The sequence below is a fragment of the Geobacillus sp. GHH01 genome, from assembly GCF_000336445.1.
In the GTDB taxonomy this organism is placed as follows: domain Bacteria; phylum Bacillota; class Bacilli; order Bacillales; family Anoxybacillaceae; genus Geobacillus; species Geobacillus zalihae.
In genome coordinates, this window is the sequence record NC_020210.1 from 644746 (window position 1) to 662863 (window position 18118).

Annotated in this window: 17 protein-coding genes, 1 pseudogene and 1 riboswitch; of the genes and pseudogenes, 11 read left to right on the top strand and 7 right to left on the bottom strand. The window is 51.4% G+C overall.

The window, feature by feature from the left end; genetic code table 11:
• The first annotated feature begins 16 nt into the window (after positions 1 to 16).
• A complete protein-coding gene (locus GHH_RS03290) occupies positions 17 to 1036 on the top strand; it encodes a LacI family DNA-binding transcriptional regulator (protein WP_015374072.1) in 1020 nt (339 codons plus the stop codon).
• Between the two features lie 155 nt (positions 1037 to 1191).
• On the opposite strand, the gene GHH_RS03295 is transcribed toward GHH_RS03290, so the two are convergent.
• On the bottom strand, positions 1192 to 1470 hold the full coding sequence (locus GHH_RS03295; RefSeq protein WP_033011693.1) for an ATP-binding protein: 279 nt from the start codon (positions 1468 to 1470) through the stop codon (positions 1192 to 1194).
• Positions 1471 to 1503: 33 nt separating this feature from the next.
• Here GHH_RS03295 and GHH_RS03300 point away from each other — a divergent pair.
• Positions 1504 to 1785: pseudogene (locus GHH_RS03300) on the top strand (RNA-guided endonuclease TnpB family protein); the annotation flags it as partial.
• A 372-nt stretch (positions 1786 to 2157) separates the two neighbouring features.
• Here GHH_RS03300 and GHH_RS03305 read toward each other — a convergent pair.
• Complete coding sequence (locus tag GHH_RS03305; protein ID WP_015374074.1) at positions 2158 to 3021, bottom strand: SDR family oxidoreductase; 864 nt, start codon at positions 3019 to 3021, stop codon at positions 2158 to 2160.
• 230 nt (positions 3022 to 3251) lie between these two features.
• On the opposite strand from GHH_RS03305, the gene GHH_RS03310 reads away from it, so the two are divergent.
• Positions 3252 to 3545: an AbrB/MazE/SpoVT family DNA-binding domain-containing protein gene (locus GHH_RS03310; RefSeq protein WP_013523104.1), complete on the top strand. Its 294-nt coding sequence runs from the start codon at positions 3252 to 3254 to the stop codon at positions 3543 to 3545.
• A 24-nt stretch (positions 3546 to 3569) separates the two neighbouring features.
• Entirely contained in the window at positions 3570 to 3989 is a 420-nt protein-coding gene (locus GHH_RS03315; protein WP_015374075.1) for a PIN domain-containing protein, read from the top strand.
• Between the two features lie 162 nt (positions 3990 to 4151).
• Here the strand turns inward: GHH_RS03315 and metH are convergent, their stop codons facing one another.
• The gene (gene metH / locus GHH_RS03320; protein WP_015374076.1) at positions 4152 to 7562 is read right to left on the bottom strand and encodes a methionine synthase; all 3411 of its coding nucleotides are present in this window, start codon (positions 7560 to 7562) and stop codon (positions 4152 to 4154) included.
• Complete coding sequence (locus tag GHH_RS03325) at positions 7555 to 9402, bottom strand: bifunctional homocysteine S-methyltransferase/methylenetetrahydrofolate reductase (RefSeq protein ID WP_015374077.1); 1848 nt, start codon at positions 9400 to 9402, stop codon at positions 7555 to 7557. Before GHH_RS03325 ends, metH begins: the two co-directional genes overlap by 8 nt.
• Before the next feature lie 71 nt (positions 9403 to 9473).
• A riboswitch (SAM riboswitch) is annotated at positions 9474 to 9576 on the bottom strand.
• Positions 9577 to 9884: 308 nt separating this feature from the next.
• Here GHH_RS03325 and GHH_RS19080 point away from each other — a divergent pair.
• The 7 genes from GHH_RS19080 to GHH_RS03355 all read left to right on the top strand — a co-directional run bounded on the left by GHH_RS19080 (position 9885) and on the right by GHH_RS03355 (position 15504).
• Complete coding sequence (locus GHH_RS19080; protein WP_015374078.1) at positions 9885 to 10055, top strand: hypothetical protein; 171 nt, start codon at positions 9885 to 9887, stop codon at positions 10053 to 10055.
• A 191-nt stretch (positions 10056 to 10246) separates the two neighbouring features.
• Entirely contained in the window at positions 10247 to 10897 is a 651-nt protein-coding gene (locus GHH_RS03330) for an ABC transporter ATP-binding protein (RefSeq protein WP_011230225.1), read from the top strand.
• Between the two features lie 122 nt (positions 10898 to 11019).
• Complete coding sequence (locus GHH_RS03335) at positions 11020 to 12081, top strand: ABC transporter ATP-binding protein (RefSeq protein WP_041470407.1); 1062 nt, start codon at positions 11020 to 11022, stop codon at positions 12079 to 12081.
• Positions 12078 to 12887 (top strand): ABC transporter permease, encoded by an 810-nt coding sequence (locus tag GHH_RS03340; RefSeq protein WP_011230227.1) that lies wholly within the window; start codon positions 12078 to 12080, stop codon positions 12885 to 12887. The genes GHH_RS03335 and GHH_RS03340 overlap by 4 nt, the downstream gene beginning before the upstream one ends.
• The gene (locus GHH_RS03345) at positions 12884 to 13687 is read left to right on the top strand and encodes an ABC transporter permease (RefSeq protein WP_015374080.1); all 804 of its coding nucleotides are present in this window, start codon (positions 12884 to 12886) and stop codon (positions 13685 to 13687) included. The genes GHH_RS03340 and GHH_RS03345 overlap by 4 nt, the downstream gene beginning before the upstream one ends.
• Entirely contained in the window at positions 13688 to 14761 is a 1074-nt protein-coding gene (locus GHH_RS03350) for an ABC transporter substrate-binding protein (protein ID WP_015374081.1), read from the top strand.
• A 425-nt stretch (positions 14762 to 15186) separates the two neighbouring features.
• The gene (locus tag GHH_RS03355; protein ID WP_015374082.1) at positions 15187 to 15504 is read left to right on the top strand and encodes a hypothetical protein; all 318 of its coding nucleotides are present in this window, start codon (positions 15187 to 15189) and stop codon (positions 15502 to 15504) included.
• Between the two features lie 127 nt (positions 15505 to 15631).
• Here GHH_RS03355 and GHH_RS03360 read toward each other — a convergent pair whose 3' ends face one another.
• The 3 genes from GHH_RS03360 to GHH_RS03370 all read right to left on the bottom strand — a co-directional run bounded on the left by GHH_RS03360 (position 15632) and on the right by GHH_RS03370 (position 18000).
• Positions 15632 to 16135 carry a DUF1572 domain-containing protein gene (locus GHH_RS03360; protein ID WP_015374083.1) on the bottom strand — a complete coding sequence of 168 codons (504 nt, stop codon included), beginning with the start codon at positions 16133 to 16135 and terminating at the stop codon, positions 15632 to 15634.
• Positions 16136 to 16490: 355 nt separating this feature from the next.
• Positions 16491 to 17270 (bottom strand): ABC transporter permease, encoded by a 780-nt coding sequence (locus GHH_RS03365; RefSeq protein WP_236612584.1) that lies wholly within the window; start codon positions 17268 to 17270, stop codon positions 16491 to 16493.
• 4 nt (positions 17271 to 17274) lie between these two features.
• A complete protein-coding gene (locus GHH_RS03370; protein WP_015374085.1) occupies positions 17275 to 18000 on the bottom strand; it encodes an ABC transporter ATP-binding protein in 726 nt (241 codons plus the stop codon).
• Positions 18001 to 18118 lie beyond the last annotated feature (118 nt).

Genomic DNA, 18118 nt, shown 5'->3' on the forward strand with positions numbered 1-18118 from the left:
GGAAAGGAGGGACCTTATGACCGTTACGATTAAAGATGTGGCGAAAAGGGCCAATGTCGCGCCGTCGACCGTGTCGCGCGTCATCGCCGACAGCCCGCGCATCAGCGAGAAGACGAAGCAGCGGGTGCGCGAAGTGATGAAAGAGCTCGGCTATCATCCGAACTTTATTGCTCGCAGCCTCGCGAGCCAAATGACGCAAGTGATCGGCATCGTCATGCCGAGCTCCGCCGACCAAGCGCTGCAAAACCCGTTTTTCCCGGAAGTCATCCGCGGCATCAGCAAAGCCGCCCATGAAAAGCGATATGCTTTGCAAATGTCGACCGGAGAGAAAGAGAACGACATTTACGAGCGAGTCGTGGAGATGCTGCAAGGACGGCGCGTCGACGGCGTTATTTTGCTTTACTCGCGGCAAAACGATAAGCTCATGAAGTACTTGTTAAAGCATGGCTTTCCGTTCGTCGTCATCGGCAAACCGCACCAAAAAGCGGAACAAGTGACCCATGTCGACAACGACAACGTCCAGGCGGGGAAAGATGCGGCAAACTGGTTGATCGCTCGCGGGCACGAACGCATCGCGTTTGTCGGCGGCAATCCGCAATATTTGGTGACCGTCGACCGCCAAACCGGCTACGCCGCGGCCTTGCAGGAGGCGGGGCTTCCGTACCGGCCGGAATACGTCGTCCATGCAGAATTTTTGCAGGAAGGCGGCCAAGAGGCGATGAAGGAGCTTCTTTCGTTGCCTGAGCCGCCGACCGGGCTTGTCGTCGCCGATGATCTCATGGCGCTCGGCATCTTGAAAACGCTTGATGAAATGGGGCTTGGCGTCCCGGAAGATGTTTCGATCGTCAGCTTCAACAACACGCTGCTCGCCGAAATGTCGCGTCCGCCGCTCACGTCGGTTGACATCGGCATTTTTCAGCTCGGCTACGAAGCGGCGAAAAGTTTAATTGAGAAAATCACCAACCCGAATGAACCGATCAAACGCATCATCATCCCGCACCGGCTCGTGGAGCGGGGGTCGTGTGCACAGCGTTAGAAAGAAGCGGTGTTGGCAAAGAGACGTCCGTCGTATTGGCGGGCGTTTTTTTGTTTTCGAGCATGATCATATTTTCATTTTGGTCACCATGCAAAAGTATTGTGGACAGCGTATGTTCAGGTTTGGAAGGAAGAAACGAAAAAATTAAGGGAAAATTAAGCAACCCTTTGGATAATCGGAGTGTCGATGCTTATTTGACTTGGCAAGTCTTGTTTCCCGATCCCTTTCCCGGTGTTTTTTATGGAAAATACAATATGACGTTTTGATTTCATGAGAGATAGATCGATCTTCCCGTTTTCATTTGTATATTTGATGGCATTCTCAAATAAAATGGCGATCACCTGTTTGATTCTTTCTGGATCACTTTTTATCATGACGTCAGGTTCAATGGAACACGTGAGCTGAATATGTTTGTCAGTCACGGCAGCTTCCATGGACAATATCACATCATGAATCGCGTTGCTTAAAAAGAAGTGGACAGCCTTGCGCTGGCAAACGCCCAATTGAATTTGCAGAAAGCGTTTCAACACTTCTTTTCTGGCCGCGCTAGATTTCCTAAGTTCAAAAACCGCAAGGCGAAACAGTCGTACACCACAAATATGGTGAATGGCAACATCAAGCTTTCAGATGGCTATATCAAGCTGCCCAAACTGAAATGGATCAAGTTCAAGCAACACCGGGAGATTCCTGCCCACCATATCATCAAGGCTTGTACGATCACGAAAACCAAAACAGGAAAAGTGTTCATTGAATTTGCAGCAAAGCCTGTTACCGCTCCTAACGAGGTGACAAGTGCTGTGCCGAGCGTGATCGCGACGGCTTTCGTTTTGGCTGTCTTCATAGATAATACTTTGTTGAGCATGGTGATACCTCCTTGAGATTATGGTTGTAAGCGGCCGCCTTACAGTTATGATGATAAACGATCTACCTTTAGTGAACCTTTAACGTGAAAAAAAAATCCACCCCATTCCGGAGTGGACGGAGAGAAGAGGGGCACCTTGTAAAGAAGTAGAGGAACATCGTAGTTTTATCGTACTCGTTTTTTTACAATCACGCCATATTTTTGTGAGAAAAGGTAACGCGATTTTGTTAAAAATGATTGGCAACAGCGGTGGCTGCGGTCAATCGCTGATGAACTTGCCGCCATTTACATGAAGCATTTGCCCGGTCATGTACGACGATTCGTCGCTCGCCAAAAAGACGTAGCACGGGGCGACTTCGCACGGTTGGCCGGGACGTTTCATCGGGGTGTTGGCGCCGAATGTGGCGACTTGCTCGCTTTTGAACGTCGACGGGATGAGCGGCGTCCAAATCGGGCCTGGGGCGACGCCATTGACGCGAATGCCTTGGCCGACGAGCGCTTTGGCGAGCGAGCGGGTGAAGGCGACGATCGCCCCTTTTGTCGCCGAGTAGTCGATGAGCTGTTCGTTTCCTTCGTAGGCGGTGACCGAAGCGGTGTTGATAATGGCGCTTCCGTTCTTTAAGTGCGGGAGCGCCGCTTTCGTTAGGAAAAAGCAGCCGAATACGTTCGTGCGAAACGTTTTTTCCAGCTGCGCGGCGGTGATGTTGAGAAAGTTCGGCTGCGGGTGCTGTTCAGCGGCGTTATTGACGACGATATCGAGCTTGCCGAACGCTTCGATCGTCTGTTTCACCGCTTCTTTGCAAAACGCTTCATCCCCGATGTCTCCCGCCATCGCCAGGCACCGTCTTCCTTCCTGTTCGACAAGCCGTTTCGTTTCTTCGGCGTCTTCATGTTCGTTGAGATAGATGATCGCCACATCGGCTCCTTCCTTGGCAAAATGGACCGCGACCGCCCGGCCGATGCCGCTGTCGCCGCCGCTGATGATGGCGACTCTGTTTTCGAGCTTGCCGCTTCCTTTATAGGTGTCTTTGATGGTGACCGGCTGCGGGTTCATCTCCGTTTGCAGGCCGGGCTGGCGCGTCTGGTGCTGCGGGGGCAGCGTCGTTTGTTGCTTTGTGACCATGTTTGTTCCTCCTTAGCATGTATTGTCATCGTTAGTATGGGACGGAGGAGGGGAATTATGTGTGAAGAGGGGATGGACCGTGCTGTTCAATAGATCTGGAAATTTGGGAAACATGTTTTTCTCTTCTGTTTTTTCGTTTCTTGCCATAGAAGTCTTGGGGGATTAGACAATCTTTACTTTTTGATTAAGCAAAGATAAAATGATTAGCAAAGAGGGAAGGAGGATTTGTGATGAAGCCATCCTCACATGAAACGTATACGTATTACTCCACACTTTCTTCGAAACATCAAGTGACGATTCCAATGAAGATCAGAGAAGTGCTTGGGGCAGAACCGGGAGACCAAGTCGCGTTTGTTTATGGGGAAAATCAAGAGGTGACGTTAAAGGTGAAAAAGAAAGATGCGTTGCTATCTTTGTTCGGCACCATGCCGCCTAGGGGGGACAGTCGTCCGATGACATGGGAGGATATTCGCAAACAGGCGAAAGAGGAACGGATGTCCAAGAGGGAAAAGAACGAGGAGTAGATGATAGGGAGAAGAGGATGAAAGGTGTATATTTTAGATACGAACATCATCATTCGTTTTTTAACCAATGACGATGAAGAACAATCTTTGGTTGCCTATCGGGTATTTGAAAAGGCGGTCAACGGTGAATTTGCGTTCCTATTGCATCCTCTTGTCGTGGCGGAATGCTGCTGGGTGCTCGAGTCGAAACGGTACGGGTATACGAAAGGAGAAATCGCAAGTAAGCTGAAGCAAATCATGGAGGCTTCTTGTATTAAGACGATAGACAAAGAAGTTGTTGGAAAGGCATTGGACGATTACGCCCGTTGCAGTGTCGATTTTGCTGACGCGTATCTTTCGGCGCTGGCGCAGCACACTTCATCCATCCAAGGGATCATCACCTGGAACGAAAAAGATTTTCGTCGGCTTGGCGTGGAATGCTATATGCCTGAATCCATCATTTGAATCAATGATGGTTGACACTTGAACAAACATCGCGATTTTCCTAGATCGCCAATTCCTCGTCTTTTTTTGCTAAAAAACGGGAAACATCTCCGCGGCCAAGGGTTGGTGCGTAAAAAGCAAACGAGCTGGCTCACATAGTCCAGCTCGTTTCTCGTTCCCCGCTTATAACACATTGAAATACCGCGCTTCCGGATGGGCGAAGACGATCGCGGAAACCGATGCTTCGGGTTCCATCATATAGCCGTCGGTGAGACGGATGCCGATGTCTTCTGGATGAAGCAGACGGAACAGTTTCTCCTGGTCTTCCAAGTTCGGACAGGCCGGGTAGCCGAACGAGTAGCGCTGGCCTTGGTATTTGGCGGCGAAGCGCTCTTCCATCGTGAAATCCGGGTCGTCCGGGAAGCCCCAGCGGTCGCGCATAATTTGATGGACTCGTTCGGCGAACCCTTCGGCAATCTCGAGCGCCAACGCTTGGATGGCATGGCTTTTCAAAAATTCGCCTTCTTCCTTCCAGCGCTGGGCGAGTTCGCGGACGCCATGCCCGGCGGTGACGGCGAACAAACCGACGTAATCCATTTCGCCGCTTTCTTTCGATTTCAAATAATCGGCGAGGCAAAGATGCGGCGCCCGCGGCTGGCGCGGAAAGTCGAACATCTCGAGCACTGTTTTGCCGTCAGTCGGATCGTAAATGTAAACCCGGTTGCCGTCGCTTTGCGCCGGGAAGAAGCGGTAGACGCCGGCAGGCTGAATCCAGCGGCGCTCTTTCGCTTCGTGGACGAGTTCGTCGATGACCGCTTTTAACGCCAACGCTTTTTCGTCTTTCTCTTCAAGCAACCGTTTCACTTTTCCTTTCAAGCCGAGGTGGTGGCCGAGCACCATTTGCCAGTTGACGTACGGCAAAATGTGGTCAAGCGGCACGTTTCGCAGCACGTGGCGCTCGAGATCGGCTGGGATGTAGACGGGAACGTCGGTCGAGACGTTCGATTTGACCGCTGTGACCACCGTCGTTTGCCGCGTTGGCTCGCTTTCGGCCGTTTCTTTTTTCTTGTAGTCAATCTCGCCCTGCTGGATTTGGTTGGCAAGGGCGAGCCCGTCCATGGCGTCTTTTGCGTACAAGACGATGCCGTCGTATTCGGGCGCGATTTTGTTTTCGGTAAATTTGCGCGTCAAGGCGGCGCCGCCGACTAAAATCGGGGTCGAGATGCCCGCTTGGCGCAAGTCTTGGGCGGTGACGACCATCTGTTGAGCCGATTTCACAAGCAAGCCCGACAACCCGATGATGTCCGGCTGATGTTCGCGCACCGCTTCAATGAGTTGCTGCGGAGCGACTTTAATGCCGAGGTCGATCACCTCGTAGCCGTTGTTGCTTAAAATGATGTCGACCAAGTTTTTGCCGATGTCATGCACATCGCCTTTGACGGTGGCGAGAATGACTTTTCCTTTTGTGCTTCCTTCTTTCTTTTCCATATACGGCTCTAAAAAGGCGACCGCTGCTTTCATCACTTCCGCGCTTTGCAATACTTCAGCGACGATAAGCTGGTTGTTGTTGAACAGCCGCCCGACTTCATCCATGCCGGCCATGAGCGGACCGTTGATGATGGACAGCGGATCGGAGTAGGTCTCAAGCGCCTTTTCCAAATCGGGAATGAGCCCGTCTTTCGACCCTTCAATAACGTAGCGGGCGAGCCGCTCTTCCAAGCTCAAGTTCGTCTGCGCCGGTTTGGCGGCGGTGATTTTGCTTCGGTAAAATTCGATAAAGGCGTTTAATGTTTCGTCGTTTGTGTCAAAAAGAAGCGCCTCAGCCATTCGCACTTCCTCTTCCGGAATCGAGGCGAACCGCTCCAATTTCTCGGTGTTGACGATGGCGTAATCGAGCCCGGCTTGCGTGCAATGGTACAAAAAGACGGAGTTGAGCACTTCGCGTCCGGCCGGCGGCAAGCCGAACGAGACGTTGCTGATGCCAAGCATCGTCAAGCAATGAGGCAGCCGCTCTTTAATGAGGCGGATGCCCTCAATGGTTTCTTTCGCCGCGCCGATGTATTGCTCATCGCCGGTGCCGACCGGGAAGACGAGCGGGTCGAAAATGATGTCGCGCTCGGGGACGCCGTAGCGGTTCACCAGCAAGTCATACGAACGCAAGGCGATTTCAAGTTTTCGCTCAGCGGTGACGGCCATTCCCTGTTCATCGATCGTGCCGACGACGACGGCGGCGCCGTATTGATGAAGCAGCGGCACGACTTTTGCAAACCGCTCCTCGCCGTCTTCCAAGTTGATCGAGTTAATGATCGCTTTTCCTTGCGAATAGGTGAGAGCGCGTTCAATGACGCGCTCGTCGGTCGAATCGATGACAAGCGGCACTTTCACTTTTTTCACGACTTCGCGGACGAACTGCTCCATGTCATGGAGTTCGTCGCGGTCTGGGTCGGCGAGGCAAATGTCGATGACATGGGCGCCGTTTTTCACTTGGGCGCGGGCGATTTCCGCCGCTTCTTCGTATTTCCCTTCGGCGATGAGGCGCTTGAATTTGCGCGAGCCGATCACGTTTGTCCGCTCGCCGACAAAGAGCGGACGCATCGTTTCATCATAGATGAGCGCCTCGATGCCGGAAACGGCGTGGACATCAAACGAAGACGGAATCGCCCGCGGCGGGAGATCACGCACCGCTTCGGCAATGGCGCGGATATGATCCGGCGTCGTGCCGCAACACCCGCCGACGATGTTGATCCATCCCTTTTCGGCAAAGCGGCGGATTTTCTCTGCCAACATCTCCGGCGTTTCATGATAGCGGCCTTCCTCATCCGGCAGACCGGCGTTCGGGTAGCAGCTGACCGCCGTGTCAGCGAGCGAGGCGAGCGTGCGCAAATGGTCGGTCATAAACTCCGGACCGGTTGCGCAGTTTAAGCCGACGGCGATCGGCTTCATATGGCGCACCGAGATGAAAAACGCATCGATCGCCTGCCCGGCGAGCGTCGTGCCCATCGGTTCGATCGTGCCGGAAATCATGAGCGGCACGCGGCGGCTGACCGCTTCAAACGCCTTCGAAATGCCGAGAAAACCGGCTTTGACATTCAGCGTATCTTGGCACGTCTCGAGTAGGAGAAGGTCGACGCCTCCTAAGAGCAGTCCGCGCGCTTGTTCTTCGTAGGCGGCGACGAGTTCTTCAAACGTTGCGCCGCCTGTCACCGACAACGTTTTCGTCGTCGGCCCCATCGAACCAGCGACAAAGCGCGGCCAGTCCGGGGTGGAGAACGACTCAGCCGTTTGTTTGGCGAGTTTGGCCGCTTCGATGTTCAGCTCAAGCGCCAAATGACCGAGGCCATATTCGTCAAGCACGATGCGTGTCGCTCCGAACGTGTTCGTTTCAATGATATCAGCACCGGCTTCTAGGTACGCTTCATGAATGCGGCGGATGACATGCGGGGCGGTGAGGGTCAAATATTCGTTGCACCCTTCATACGCCTCGCCGCCAAAGTCGGCGGCCGATAGGTTGGCGCTTTGGATCATCGTGCCCATGGCGCCATCGATGACAAGAATTTTTCTTTGCAGTTGCTGTTCTAAGGTGACGTTAGCCATGAACAACCTTCCTTTCTTTGGCGGCCGCTTCTTTTTCGTGAATGTAGCGGACGAGCTCGACCGTCATGTCGTAGCGCAAGAACGGCGTGATCAAATAAATGCCGTTAAACAAATCAAACGCAGCGTCAATGAGCGATTTGGCGATAGCGATGCCTTCCTTGGCTGCTTGCACCGGGTCACCGCTGCAGGCGGCCATGCGGGCGCGAATCTCGTCAGAGAGCGTAATGCCCGGCACTTCATGATGCAAAAAGTCGGCGTTGCGCGCGCTCACAAGCGGCATAATGCCGATGTAAATCGGTGTGTCAAGATGCTTGGTCGCTTCGTGCACTTCAACGATTTTCTCTTCCGAGTAAATCGGCTGGGTCAAGAAATAGTGGGCGCCGCATTGAATTTTTTTCTCCATTCGCTCAACTGCTTTATCCAAATGGCGGACGTTCGGGTTGAACGCAGCGCCGATCGAGAAGTTCGTTTTTTGCCCAAGCGGTTTGCCCGAGTACGACAGCCCTTCGTTAAACTGGCGGATCAAGCGGATCAAATCGAACGATGATAAATCATACACCGACGTTGCTCCTGGGAAGTCGCCGATTTTCGACGGGTCGCCGGTAATGGCGAGCACATCGGTGATGCCGAGCGTATGCAAGCCCATCAAATGCGACTGCAAGCCGATCAAATTGCGATCGCGGCATGTAATATGCACAAGCGGGCGGACGCCGAGCCGCTCCTTGATGATCGTGGCGACAGCGGCGTTGCTGATGCGCGGCGTGGCGAGCGAGTTGTCGGCCAACGTCAGCGCATCGATGCCGGCGTCATGGAGCGCTTTCGCCCCAGCAAGAAACTTGTCAATCCCCAATTTTTTCGGCGGATCCAGCTCCACAATGACCGAGCGGCGCGTGCGGGCAAGCTCGGGAAGGGGAGATGGGGCGGGCCGATCCGCTTGCACTGATACAGACACGGCGCGCCGTTTCACCGTTTTTTCCGTCACCGGCGTTCGGTCGGAGAGCGCTTTTGCCATCGCTGCGATATGCTTCGGCGTCGTGCCGCAGCACCCGCCGATCAAGCGCACCCCTTGGTCGCGGAACGCTTTGGCTGTTTCCTCGAAATATTCAGCGTTCGTCTCATAGACAAGCCGGCCATCGCGGTAATCCGGGAGGCTGGCGTTCGGATACGCCGACAAAAACGCCTGCTTCGGCAGCGGCACTTCCTCGAGCGACCGAAGCATATGATATGGACCGAGACGACAGTTCAGTCCGACGACATCGGCCCCGAGCGCCTCTAGGCGAGCAAGGGCGTCCGCGAGCGGCGTGCCATCTTGCAAGACGCCGACTTCATGGAGCGACACATGGGCGATGATCGGCAAATCCGTTTCTTTGCGGGCGATGGCAAGCACCGTCTCCAACTCTTCCAAATCGTAATACGTCTCGAGCAGCACGCCATCAACCCCTTCAGCCAGCAGGACAAACAGCTGCTCGCGAAACGTCCGTTTCACTTCTTCGAGCGTGACGACGCTTTTGTTTAACGTGCGCAGCCCCCCGATCGTCCCGAGCACGTACGCCCGCCCGTTCGCCGCTTGCCTGGCGAGCCGCACCGCCGCGCGGTTGATGGCCGGCACCTCATCTTCAAGGCCGTAGCGGGCGAGTTTCACATAGTTGGCGCCGTATGTATTCGTCTGAATGACGTCGGCGCCCGCGGCGATATACGCTTCATGAATATGGACGATTTCATCTGGATTGGATAGATTCAATTCTTCAAAACAACGGTCAATGCCGTGCGAATATAAAAGCGTTCCCATCGCCCCGTCGGCGATGAGAATGCGCTCTTTCAACTCATCCAGCAATCCCACGTTCGATTCCCCCGTTTCTCCGTAGTAAAAGAAAAAAGCCTTCTATAAGAAGAAGACTTTTCATTCGCTTCTTCTTATCTTCCAGGCTTCCGCCTGTCTGGATTTAGCACCTTGGCCGCGGGCCAGGTTGCTGAGGGTTCACCGGGCCAGTCCCTCCCCCTCTCTTGATAAGAATGTCCGTATGCAATTGTGCGGTGACGTTTTGATGATTACTATATAATTTAATGTATTTTTCGAAATTATTCAATACGGTGAAGCAAGGAAATTTCAAAAAGAATTTCTTGGATCAACGCTTACCTTGTACCAAGCTCTTAAAAGCATCTCTGTTTCATTTCAATAGCATGAAATATGTCGAAATATGTAAAAAAAGACAAAATTGTCGAACGATTTCTCTTTTTTTTTAGAGTCAAGGTGTATGATTAAAATGGATGATATTAACAAGGAATTTACTAGAAACCGCATCGCAGACAGGAGTGAAGTGGGTGAAACAATGGTCGTGGCCGTATTTTATTCTGATTAGCCTGCCGCTTGTTGTGTTGATTGGAGTTGCTTTTCGCCTAAAAGCGGCCAGCATGCCCATCAAAATAGGATTTATTGTATTGGTGCTGCTTTACGGCGGGGTTTATTCTCGTTTAGTGCGAAGGATGAGATAGACACAGAATGTTTTTGAAAAAAGTTTTGGCTCTTCACCACAACATGTACTTGACAAGCAATACAGCTTCCTGCACAAAGATTTGAAAAAATCACTGATTTGTTGATTTTCCCTTACAAGCGTAAATAGAGTTCAGAAAAAATCAAGTACAACTTTTGGTGAAGAGCCAAGCAGGAAAAGGGGAAGAAATAGATGGAACCGTTATTTTCATTGCAAAACTTGACGTATCGCTATGATGGGGGAGCCACGATTTTTCAGCAATTCTCATTTTCCATTTTTTCAGGGGAGACCGTGCTTCTCACCGGCCCCAATGGAGTGGGGAAAACGACTCTTTTGCATATTATTTCGGGATTGCTCGATAAAGGAGAGCTGCATTATCAAGCCTTTTATAAAGGCAATCCGATTCAGCTTCCCGACATGCGCGCTCATTTGTCTTATGTGACATCCGAGACTGTCATGTTTTCAAAATTGACGGGTTATGAAAATATCGAATGTTTCCGGCTTTTATGGAAGCTGGATCAACAGTACGTCCGCAAAGCGAACGAATTATGCAGTCTGCTTGGAATGGAGGAGATGCTCCCGCTCCCGGTGGATCAGTATTCATTAGGAACAAAACAAAAACTGCATATTGCGATTGCTTTAGCCCGCCCGGTCGAATTGTATTTGATGGATGAACCGTTCAATTCCCTTGATAGGCTAAGTCGCGATCGGTTGGCGGAGTGGATTCAAGGCGACCGTCAACATGCTTATCTCATTGCTTCTCACGTTCATCAAGAGCGCTTCCCTGGCTCCCGCATAATCTCGCTTACACGTCCAAACAATGAAGATAAAATAGAAAAATGACGGCGGGATCTTCAGGAAAAATTCAGTTTTCATACGTGTGATCAAGGATTTTTCCGTTGCACTTTCCACTCTCCTATGTTCTAATTAGGAATAGTGAACATCAAGAAGACGGGGGGCTGGAAGTGAACGGGGAAGAGATCATCCGCTTCGAGCGAGTGACGAAGGAATACGACGGAACGGTCGTATTGGATGACGTCAGTTTTGCGATGGAGCGCGGGAAGTTTTATACGCTGCTTGGCCCGTCAGGGTGCGGGAAGACGACGATTTTGCGGCTGATTGCCGGGTTTATCGAACCGACGGAAGGAACGATTTATTTCCACGGGAAGCCGATTCAAAACGTCCCGCCGAACAAACGGCAAGTCAACACTGTCTTTCAAGACTATGCGTTGTTTCCTCACCTCGATGTGTTTGAAAACGTGGCATTTGGCTTGCGCGTGAAAAAGATGAAAGAAGCGGACATCCGCCAAAAAGTGAGCGAAGCGCTCCGGTTTGTCAACTTGGAAGGCTATGAGCGCCGCCGCATTCAAGAGATGTCCGGCGGCCAACGCCAGCGCGTCGCCATTGCCCGGGCGATTGTCAATGAACCTGAGGTGTTGCTCTTGGATGAACCGCTGTCAGCCTTGGATTTGAAATTGCGCACGGAAATGCAGTATGAATTGCGTGAGCTCCAACGTCGATTGGGCATTACGTTTATTTTTGTCACGCATGACCAAGAAGAAGCGCTGGCGATGTCCGATTACATTTTTGTTCTGAATAAAGGGAAAATTCAGCAGTTCGGGACGCCGAAAGACATTTACGACGAGCCCATCAACCGATTCGTCGCCGATTTCATCGGGGAATCGAACATTTTGTCGGGGCGCATGATCGACGATTTCCTCGTCGAATTCGCGGGCAAGCGGTTTGTTTGCGTTGACCGCGGCTTTGCCCCGAACGAACCGGTTGATGTCGTCATCCGCCCGGAAGATTTGGAACTCGCAGCGCCGGAAGACGGGCAGATCGTCATCCGCGTCGATTCGCTCTTATTCCGCGGCGTCCATTACGAAATTTGCGGCTATGATGAAAACGGCAACGAATGGCTTGTCCATTCGACGAAAAAGGCGGAAGTCGGGGAAACGGTCGGCCTCCGTTTTGAACCGGAAGCGATTCACGTCATGCGAGTCGAAAGGGAGGATGAGGGCGCATGACGGAACGGGCGTGGCGAAACTGGTATTTAATCCCTTATGGCATTTGGTTGGTGTTGTTTGTCATCGCTCCGATCGTCTTTTTATTATATGAATCGTTTTTGGATATAGACGGACATTGGACGGTGGCGAATTATGAAAACGTGTTGACGCCCATTTATTTAAAAATGATGGCGTATTCGTTTTGGTACGCGTTTTTGATTACTCTTGTGTCGCTGTTGATTGGCTATCCGACCGCCTATTGGCTGACAAAGACGAGGCACAAGCAGTTATGGCTGTTGTTGCTCATCTTGCCGATGTGGGTGAATTTGCTGCTGAAGGTGTATGCGTTTTTAGGGCTGCTCGGCACGTACGGGCTGGCCAACGCCCTGTTGCAGACGCTTGGCATTGGAGCGCGGCAGCTGTTGTTTACCGATTTCAGTTTTGTGTTTGTGTCGGTGTACATTTTTATTCCGTTTATGGTGCTGCCGATTTTCAACGCGCTGGAGGAGCTGCCGCCATCGCTTGTCGATGCCGCCCGCGATTTAGGCGCTTCAGCGTGGACGACGTTCCGCCGCGTCGTTTTCCCGCTCACGCTTAGTGGGGTGAAGGCCGGCTGCCAAGCGGTGTTCATCCCGTCGTTGTCGTTGTTTATGATTACGCGCCTTGTCGCTGGCAACCGCGTCATTACGCTCGGCACCGCCATTGAACAGCATTTTCTTGTCACCCAAAACTGGGGAATGGGGGCGACGATCGCTGTTGTGTTAATGATCGCGATGGCGGTCATCGTCGGCCTGACAGGAAGTGGAAGAAAAGAGGGAAGCCGATGAAACGGACGCATTGGTGGGGACGTGTGTACCTGTTAGCCGTGTTTGCCGTGATGTATACGCCGATTGTGTATTTGATGTATTATTCGTTCAACAGCGGCGGGACGATGCACGATTTTCAATCGTTCACGTTGAAGTGGTACCGCGACGTGCTGTCCGACGACCGCTTGCTCATCATCGTTTTGAATACAATCGTCATCGCGCTGCTGTCGGCGGCGGTCGCGACCATACTTGGGGTCATCGGGGCGCTCGCCATTTACTATGTCAAGCGGCAGCGAACGAAAAACGCTCTTCTCGCTCTCAACAACGTGCTGATCGTCAGCCCAGACGTCATCATCGGCGCTTCGTTTTTGCTGTTGTTTACGATCGCTGGCATTCAACTAGGGTTTACATCTGTGCTGTTGTCCCATATCGCTTTTAGCGTGCCGATTGTCGTGTTGATGGTGCTGCCGAAACTCGAGGAAATGAGCCCGACGCTGATTGATGCGGCTAGAGATTTAGGAGCAGGGCCTTGGCAAGTGCTGTCAAGCGTCGTGCTGCCGTTTTTGGCGCCAAGCATATGGGCGGGCTTTTTCATGGCGCTTACGTATTCGCTCGATGACTTCGCCGTGACGTTTTTTGTCACGGGAAATGGATTCTCGACGCTGTCGGTGGAAATTTATTCGCGGGCGCGCCAAGGCATTTCGCTGTCCATTAACGCCCTGTCGACGCTGTTATTTTTATTTACGATGCTGCTTGTCATCGGTTATTATGTGCTCAGCCAAAAAGGCGGCCGAATGTACGGGATAGGGGGGCGAAAGTAGGTGAAACGGCTTGTCCAAGGGTTTGCGGCCGTGTTTATCGCGGCGTTCGTCCTCATGTTCATCACCCACCGGTTGAACGAAGCGGAAGGGTACGGCGGAGGCAAAACGGTGACCGTTTACAACTGGGGCGATTACATCGACCCTGCGCTCATTCGAGAGTTTGAAAAAGAGACAGGGTGGAAAGTGATTTACCAAACGTTCGATTCCAACGAGGCGATGATGGCGAAAATCGCCCAAGGCGGGGCGACGTTTGATGTCGCCGTTCCGTCCGATTACGCCATCAGCAAAATGATCGAGGAAAAGCTGCTTCTGCCGCTTGATCACCGAAAGCTTCCCAATTTGCAATATATCGAACCGCGGTTTCTCAACTTGCCGTTTGACCCGCACAACCGGTATTCAGTGCCGTATTTTTGGGGAACGGTCGGCATCGTCTACAACCGCGAGATGCTTGGCGGCAAAAGAATGACGAGCTGGAACGACTTATGGGATCCAAGCTTGCGCAATCAAATTTTGCTTGTCGACGGGGCGCGGGAAGTGATGGGGATGGCGTTGAACAGCCTCGGCTATTCGCTGAATGACACGAACAAAGCCCATTTGCAAGAAGCGAAGCGGAAGCTCGACCGGCTTATGCCGAACGTGAAGGCGATTGTCGGCGATGAAATCAAGCTGCTTCTCGCCGACGAGGAAGCGGCCATCGGCGTCGTCTGGTCAGGCGACGCGGCCGAAATCATTGCCGAAAACGACAAGCTCGACTATGTCGTGCCGAAAGAAGGCTCCAACTTATGGTTTGACAACATGGTCATTCCGAAAACAGCGAAAAACATCGAAGGAGCGCACGCGTTCATCAACTTTATGCTCGACCCGAAACACGCGGCGCAAAACGCCGAGTATGTCGGCTATTCGACGCCGAATAAAAAGGCGCTTCGCTATTTGCCAAAAGACATCGCGGGCGATCGGCGCTTTTACCCCGATTTGGATTCAGCAGGGCATCTCGAAGTGTACGAAAACTTAGGAAAACACATGCTCGCCTACTACAACGAGCTGTTTTTGGAGTTTAAGATGCAGCAAAAGTAACCATATAGATGCAACGAAATCGTTTCACATATCCTTGACGAAAAAGTGGCTTATCCATTTTTGACTGTCGAAGGCACAAGCCACAGGCTTGCCTCCGTCACGCTTTAGCGTGACGGAAGACCGAACAACGACTCGCTTCACAGACCCATTCCTGGGTCTTTAAGCGGCGTTGTTCGGTCACTCGACAATCGGATGCAATGACCGGTAAAGTTAAAGCTTTACATTGCATCTATACAATCAGAGCAGGCGCCGCCCTCTGTAATAGGGAGATGGGCGCCTGCTTGTCGTTTGCGTAAAGGGTTGCGCCGCTTCCCTAGCACGCGGGAACGAAGAAGCCCATGGGCGGCTTCACATACAAGAAGGGATCGGACGCAGGGAAGAAGAATAGAAAGACATGATATGATGAAAAAGAGGAGGTGGGAACGTTGCCCAATCATTTGCCTATGGAAGAAAATGTGATGGATATGCTCATCGGCGGCTTTTCGGTTGTGATGTTGATCGCGGTTGTGACAATCGTTTTTCTTTGGCGAAGGAATCGAGAAGGGCGAGTGTTTCTGTGGATATTGGCCCATTTCTTGTTGCTGTCTCTGGCTGTTTCATTTGCGCTGAAGGCGATTTCCTTTGATCTTACCCATGCGCAGGCATCCGAAGAAATCTCCCTCCTTCTTGGCAAGGCGGGGATGGCGTGGGGAGCGGGGATGGTTTGTTTGTTGGTCGGTATTGTGAAACTTTCAAGGCGCTGACCGTGATCCCGATAAGCGATAGGATTGGGAAGGAACAACAAGCAACAAAAAGAAGCCATCCACCTTTATCGGCTGACGGTTCCGAGGGGTGGATGGCGTTTGCAAGATGATTCGAGTAAGGAGTTGCCTATGTTGTTTTTCGATTTCTTGGTATGGTCAGTGTTTTCCAGTTGTTTGCGTTCAGCTGTTTCGCGATATAGACGATTTGCCCGATATGATACGAATAATGGTACATTTGCCGCTCAATGGCTTCGATGACGGAATGGGGTTCGCCGCGGATCGTGACCGTCCGCAACAAATCCGTTTCTTGCAGTTCGTTCAGCGTCTGAAAGAAAGCAGACCACCCCTTTTCCCAGCAATCCATGACTTCTTTGCGCGTATGGAAGTCGTTAATAAACTCATCATCGCGGTTTCGGTCCGGTTTTTCCCCATCCGATGACAAAAAGTCTGTCCAGCGCGACACCATATTTCCGCTCATATGTTTGACAATGATGGCGATGCTGTTTGTCTCCTCATGAAAGCAATGGAACAGCTGTTCCTCCGAACATTGGTCCATAGCCTGTTCGGCGGTCTTTTTCATGTCGAGAAAGCGCGCGCGCACCACTCGCAAATATTCTTGGCCGATGTTCATTCACACACCTCCGTCAAAGAAATGCCATCTCTTTTATTCGCCGTCGATGCGGTGATTTCTTTCTATGTGACGGCAAAAAAAAAGCAACGCCTTGGGCGGACATGACTATGGGTCATGTTTTCGAAGCAGGCGAGTGAATAATCTGATCATAGCGGCACGCTTCTTTGCCCGTGTTGATCAACTGATGTTCGCAGCCGGCGTCGGAATAAAGAGAGCTCTCTTCGCGCAAGATGTCCGTGTTATGAAAACTCCTTTGCTTTCCCTGAGTGCCGAGGATTCATTCGGCATGGTCGCGAAAACATCCTCTCGATTTTCGCCGAAAGGGTGCAAAAGGTGAGGGATAACGTCCACTCTTTTAGACGTAGCTTCCGATTTTTCCATTTTTTCTCGCCCAATGCCATTGTTGCTTCAAGACCAATGAGCCCATGGCCAGCCAGAATAGCGAGATACCGAGAGCAGGAAAGAATACGGGCCATCCTTCATTCACTCCTTGCACGGCCCAAGAAAGAGGAGAAAAGCAGTTGAGAATATGAAACGCTGTCGGCAATACATTCGAAGATAGAAAAAATCCTGAGAAGATCAATAAATAATAAAGCAGCACCTCGGTAACGGCTCCCACTTGCTTTAAGCGAAGGGACAGCCCTAAAATGAACACGCCGATTCCCGTCATCCCGATGAGGCTGACGCCGCCAAAGATGACGATCTCCGTTATCATGGATGCGATTCCCGAGAGAATTTCGGAAAATCCGATCATCAAAGCCGCACAAACGAAAAAGAGCGTCACCCACATGGACGATAACGCGATTTCAGCGATCACTACGCTGATCAAAATTTTCCATGGAGCAGTCTTGGTGGAAAGCACTTGCTCGGCGGTGCCGAGATACGCTTCTTCGATCACCGTGTTGCCGAGCTTCGAGATCAAATGAGCACTTAAGTACCAAAGGCTGAAACCGAACAGTTTGACCGTCGCTTCTTTTCCGGTCTGTATTGGGCTTGCGTACAGCGTACCGAGAAAAAAGACAAATTTAATGATAAGTCCAACGGTAAAATCGAACCAATACCGACGATACTCTGCCCTTTTTTTCAAAAAGGAAGCCAATACTACATTCAAAATTTGCGGGGACAACCGACTCACCTCCTTAGGCGGATAGGTTGGAACGAACAGCGGCCAAAAAATGAGTTTCAAGGTCGGCTGGAGTTGAAAAATGTTCTTTTGTGCCGCTCCAAACGATTTTTCCGTCTTGGATAAAGACAAACTTATTTCCAACGGCGTGGGCAAAAGGAATGTCATGGGTGGTGATGAGAACGGCTTTCCACCATTGGTTTTCTTCCGTTAACATGGTGCGGATATGATGCTGCGACTCCACATCAAGGCCAAGAGTCGGCTCATCAAGGAACAAAAACGGCGCTCCTTTCATTAAGGCGATCGCAAATGCCAGTTTTTGTTTCATCCCACGTGAAAGGGTTTGGGTAAGACGCTCAGCGTATGGGGTTAGATTCAACACGGCCATCATTCGTTCGGCTCTTCGTTTTGCTTCAGCACGACTCCATTTGTTCAGCAAGCCGAAGTATAAGAGATTTTCCAAAACAGTTAAATAGGAATAGGAGTTGTCAGCTTCTTCAAATACGACCGCAATCGACTCGCGTGCTTCATCTGGATGGCGGACAACATCCACTCCATTGACATAGATGCTGCCGCTGTCTGGTGCGGTAAGCCCGATGATGCACCTTATTAAAGTAGTTTTTCCGGCTCCATTCGGCCCTAACAGAATAAGCCGATCCCCTTCAACCAGTTCGAGAGAGACATCATGTAATACTTGGCGGTTTGGCGGATAGATTTTGTTTACGTCTTGCACGGTGATCATTTTTTTCTACCCTTTCTTTTCCTGTATTTAATTGCATTATACAAAAAAAGAAAAAAAGTAAATATTTAAAATTAACGTGACATTAGAAACCGATCAAAAATACACGCCAAGACAGGGA

Coding starts and splice junctions, on each gene's coding strand:
- metH (WP_015374076.1), bottom strand. CDS start 7,562: ATGGCTAACGTCACCTTAGAACAGCAACTGCAAAGAAAAATTCTTGTC.
- GHH_RS03310 (WP_013523104.1), top strand. CDS start 3,252: ATGAAGCCATCCTCACATGAAACGTATACGTATTACTCCACACTTTCT.
- GHH_RS03305 (WP_015374074.1), bottom strand. CDS start 3,021: ATGGTCACAAAGCAACAAACGACGCTGCCCCCGCAGCACCAGACGCGC.
- GHH_RS03345 (WP_015374080.1), top strand. CDS start 12,884: ATGAAACGGACGCATTGGTGGGGACGTGTGTACCTGTTAGCCGTGTTT.
- GHH_RS03360 (WP_015374083.1), bottom strand. CDS start 16,135: ATGAACATCGGCCAAGAATATTTGCGAGTGGTGCGCGCGCGCTTTCTC.
- GHH_RS03330 (WP_011230225.1), top strand. CDS start 10,247: ATGGAACCGTTATTTTCATTGCAAAACTTGACGTATCGCTATGATGGG.
- GHH_RS03290 (WP_015374072.1), top strand. CDS start 17: ATGACCGTTACGATTAAAGATGTGGCGAAAAGGGCCAATGTCGCGCCG.
- GHH_RS03370 (WP_015374085.1), bottom strand. CDS start 18,000: ATGATCACCGTGCAAGACGTAAACAAAATCTATCCGCCAAACCGCCAA.
- GHH_RS03295 (WP_033011693.1), bottom strand. CDS start 1,470: ATGGAAGCTGCCGTGACTGACAAACATATTCAGCTCACGTGTTCCATT.
- GHH_RS03340 (WP_011230227.1), top strand. CDS start 12,078: ATGACGGAACGGGCGTGGCGAAACTGGTATTTAATCCCTTATGGCATT.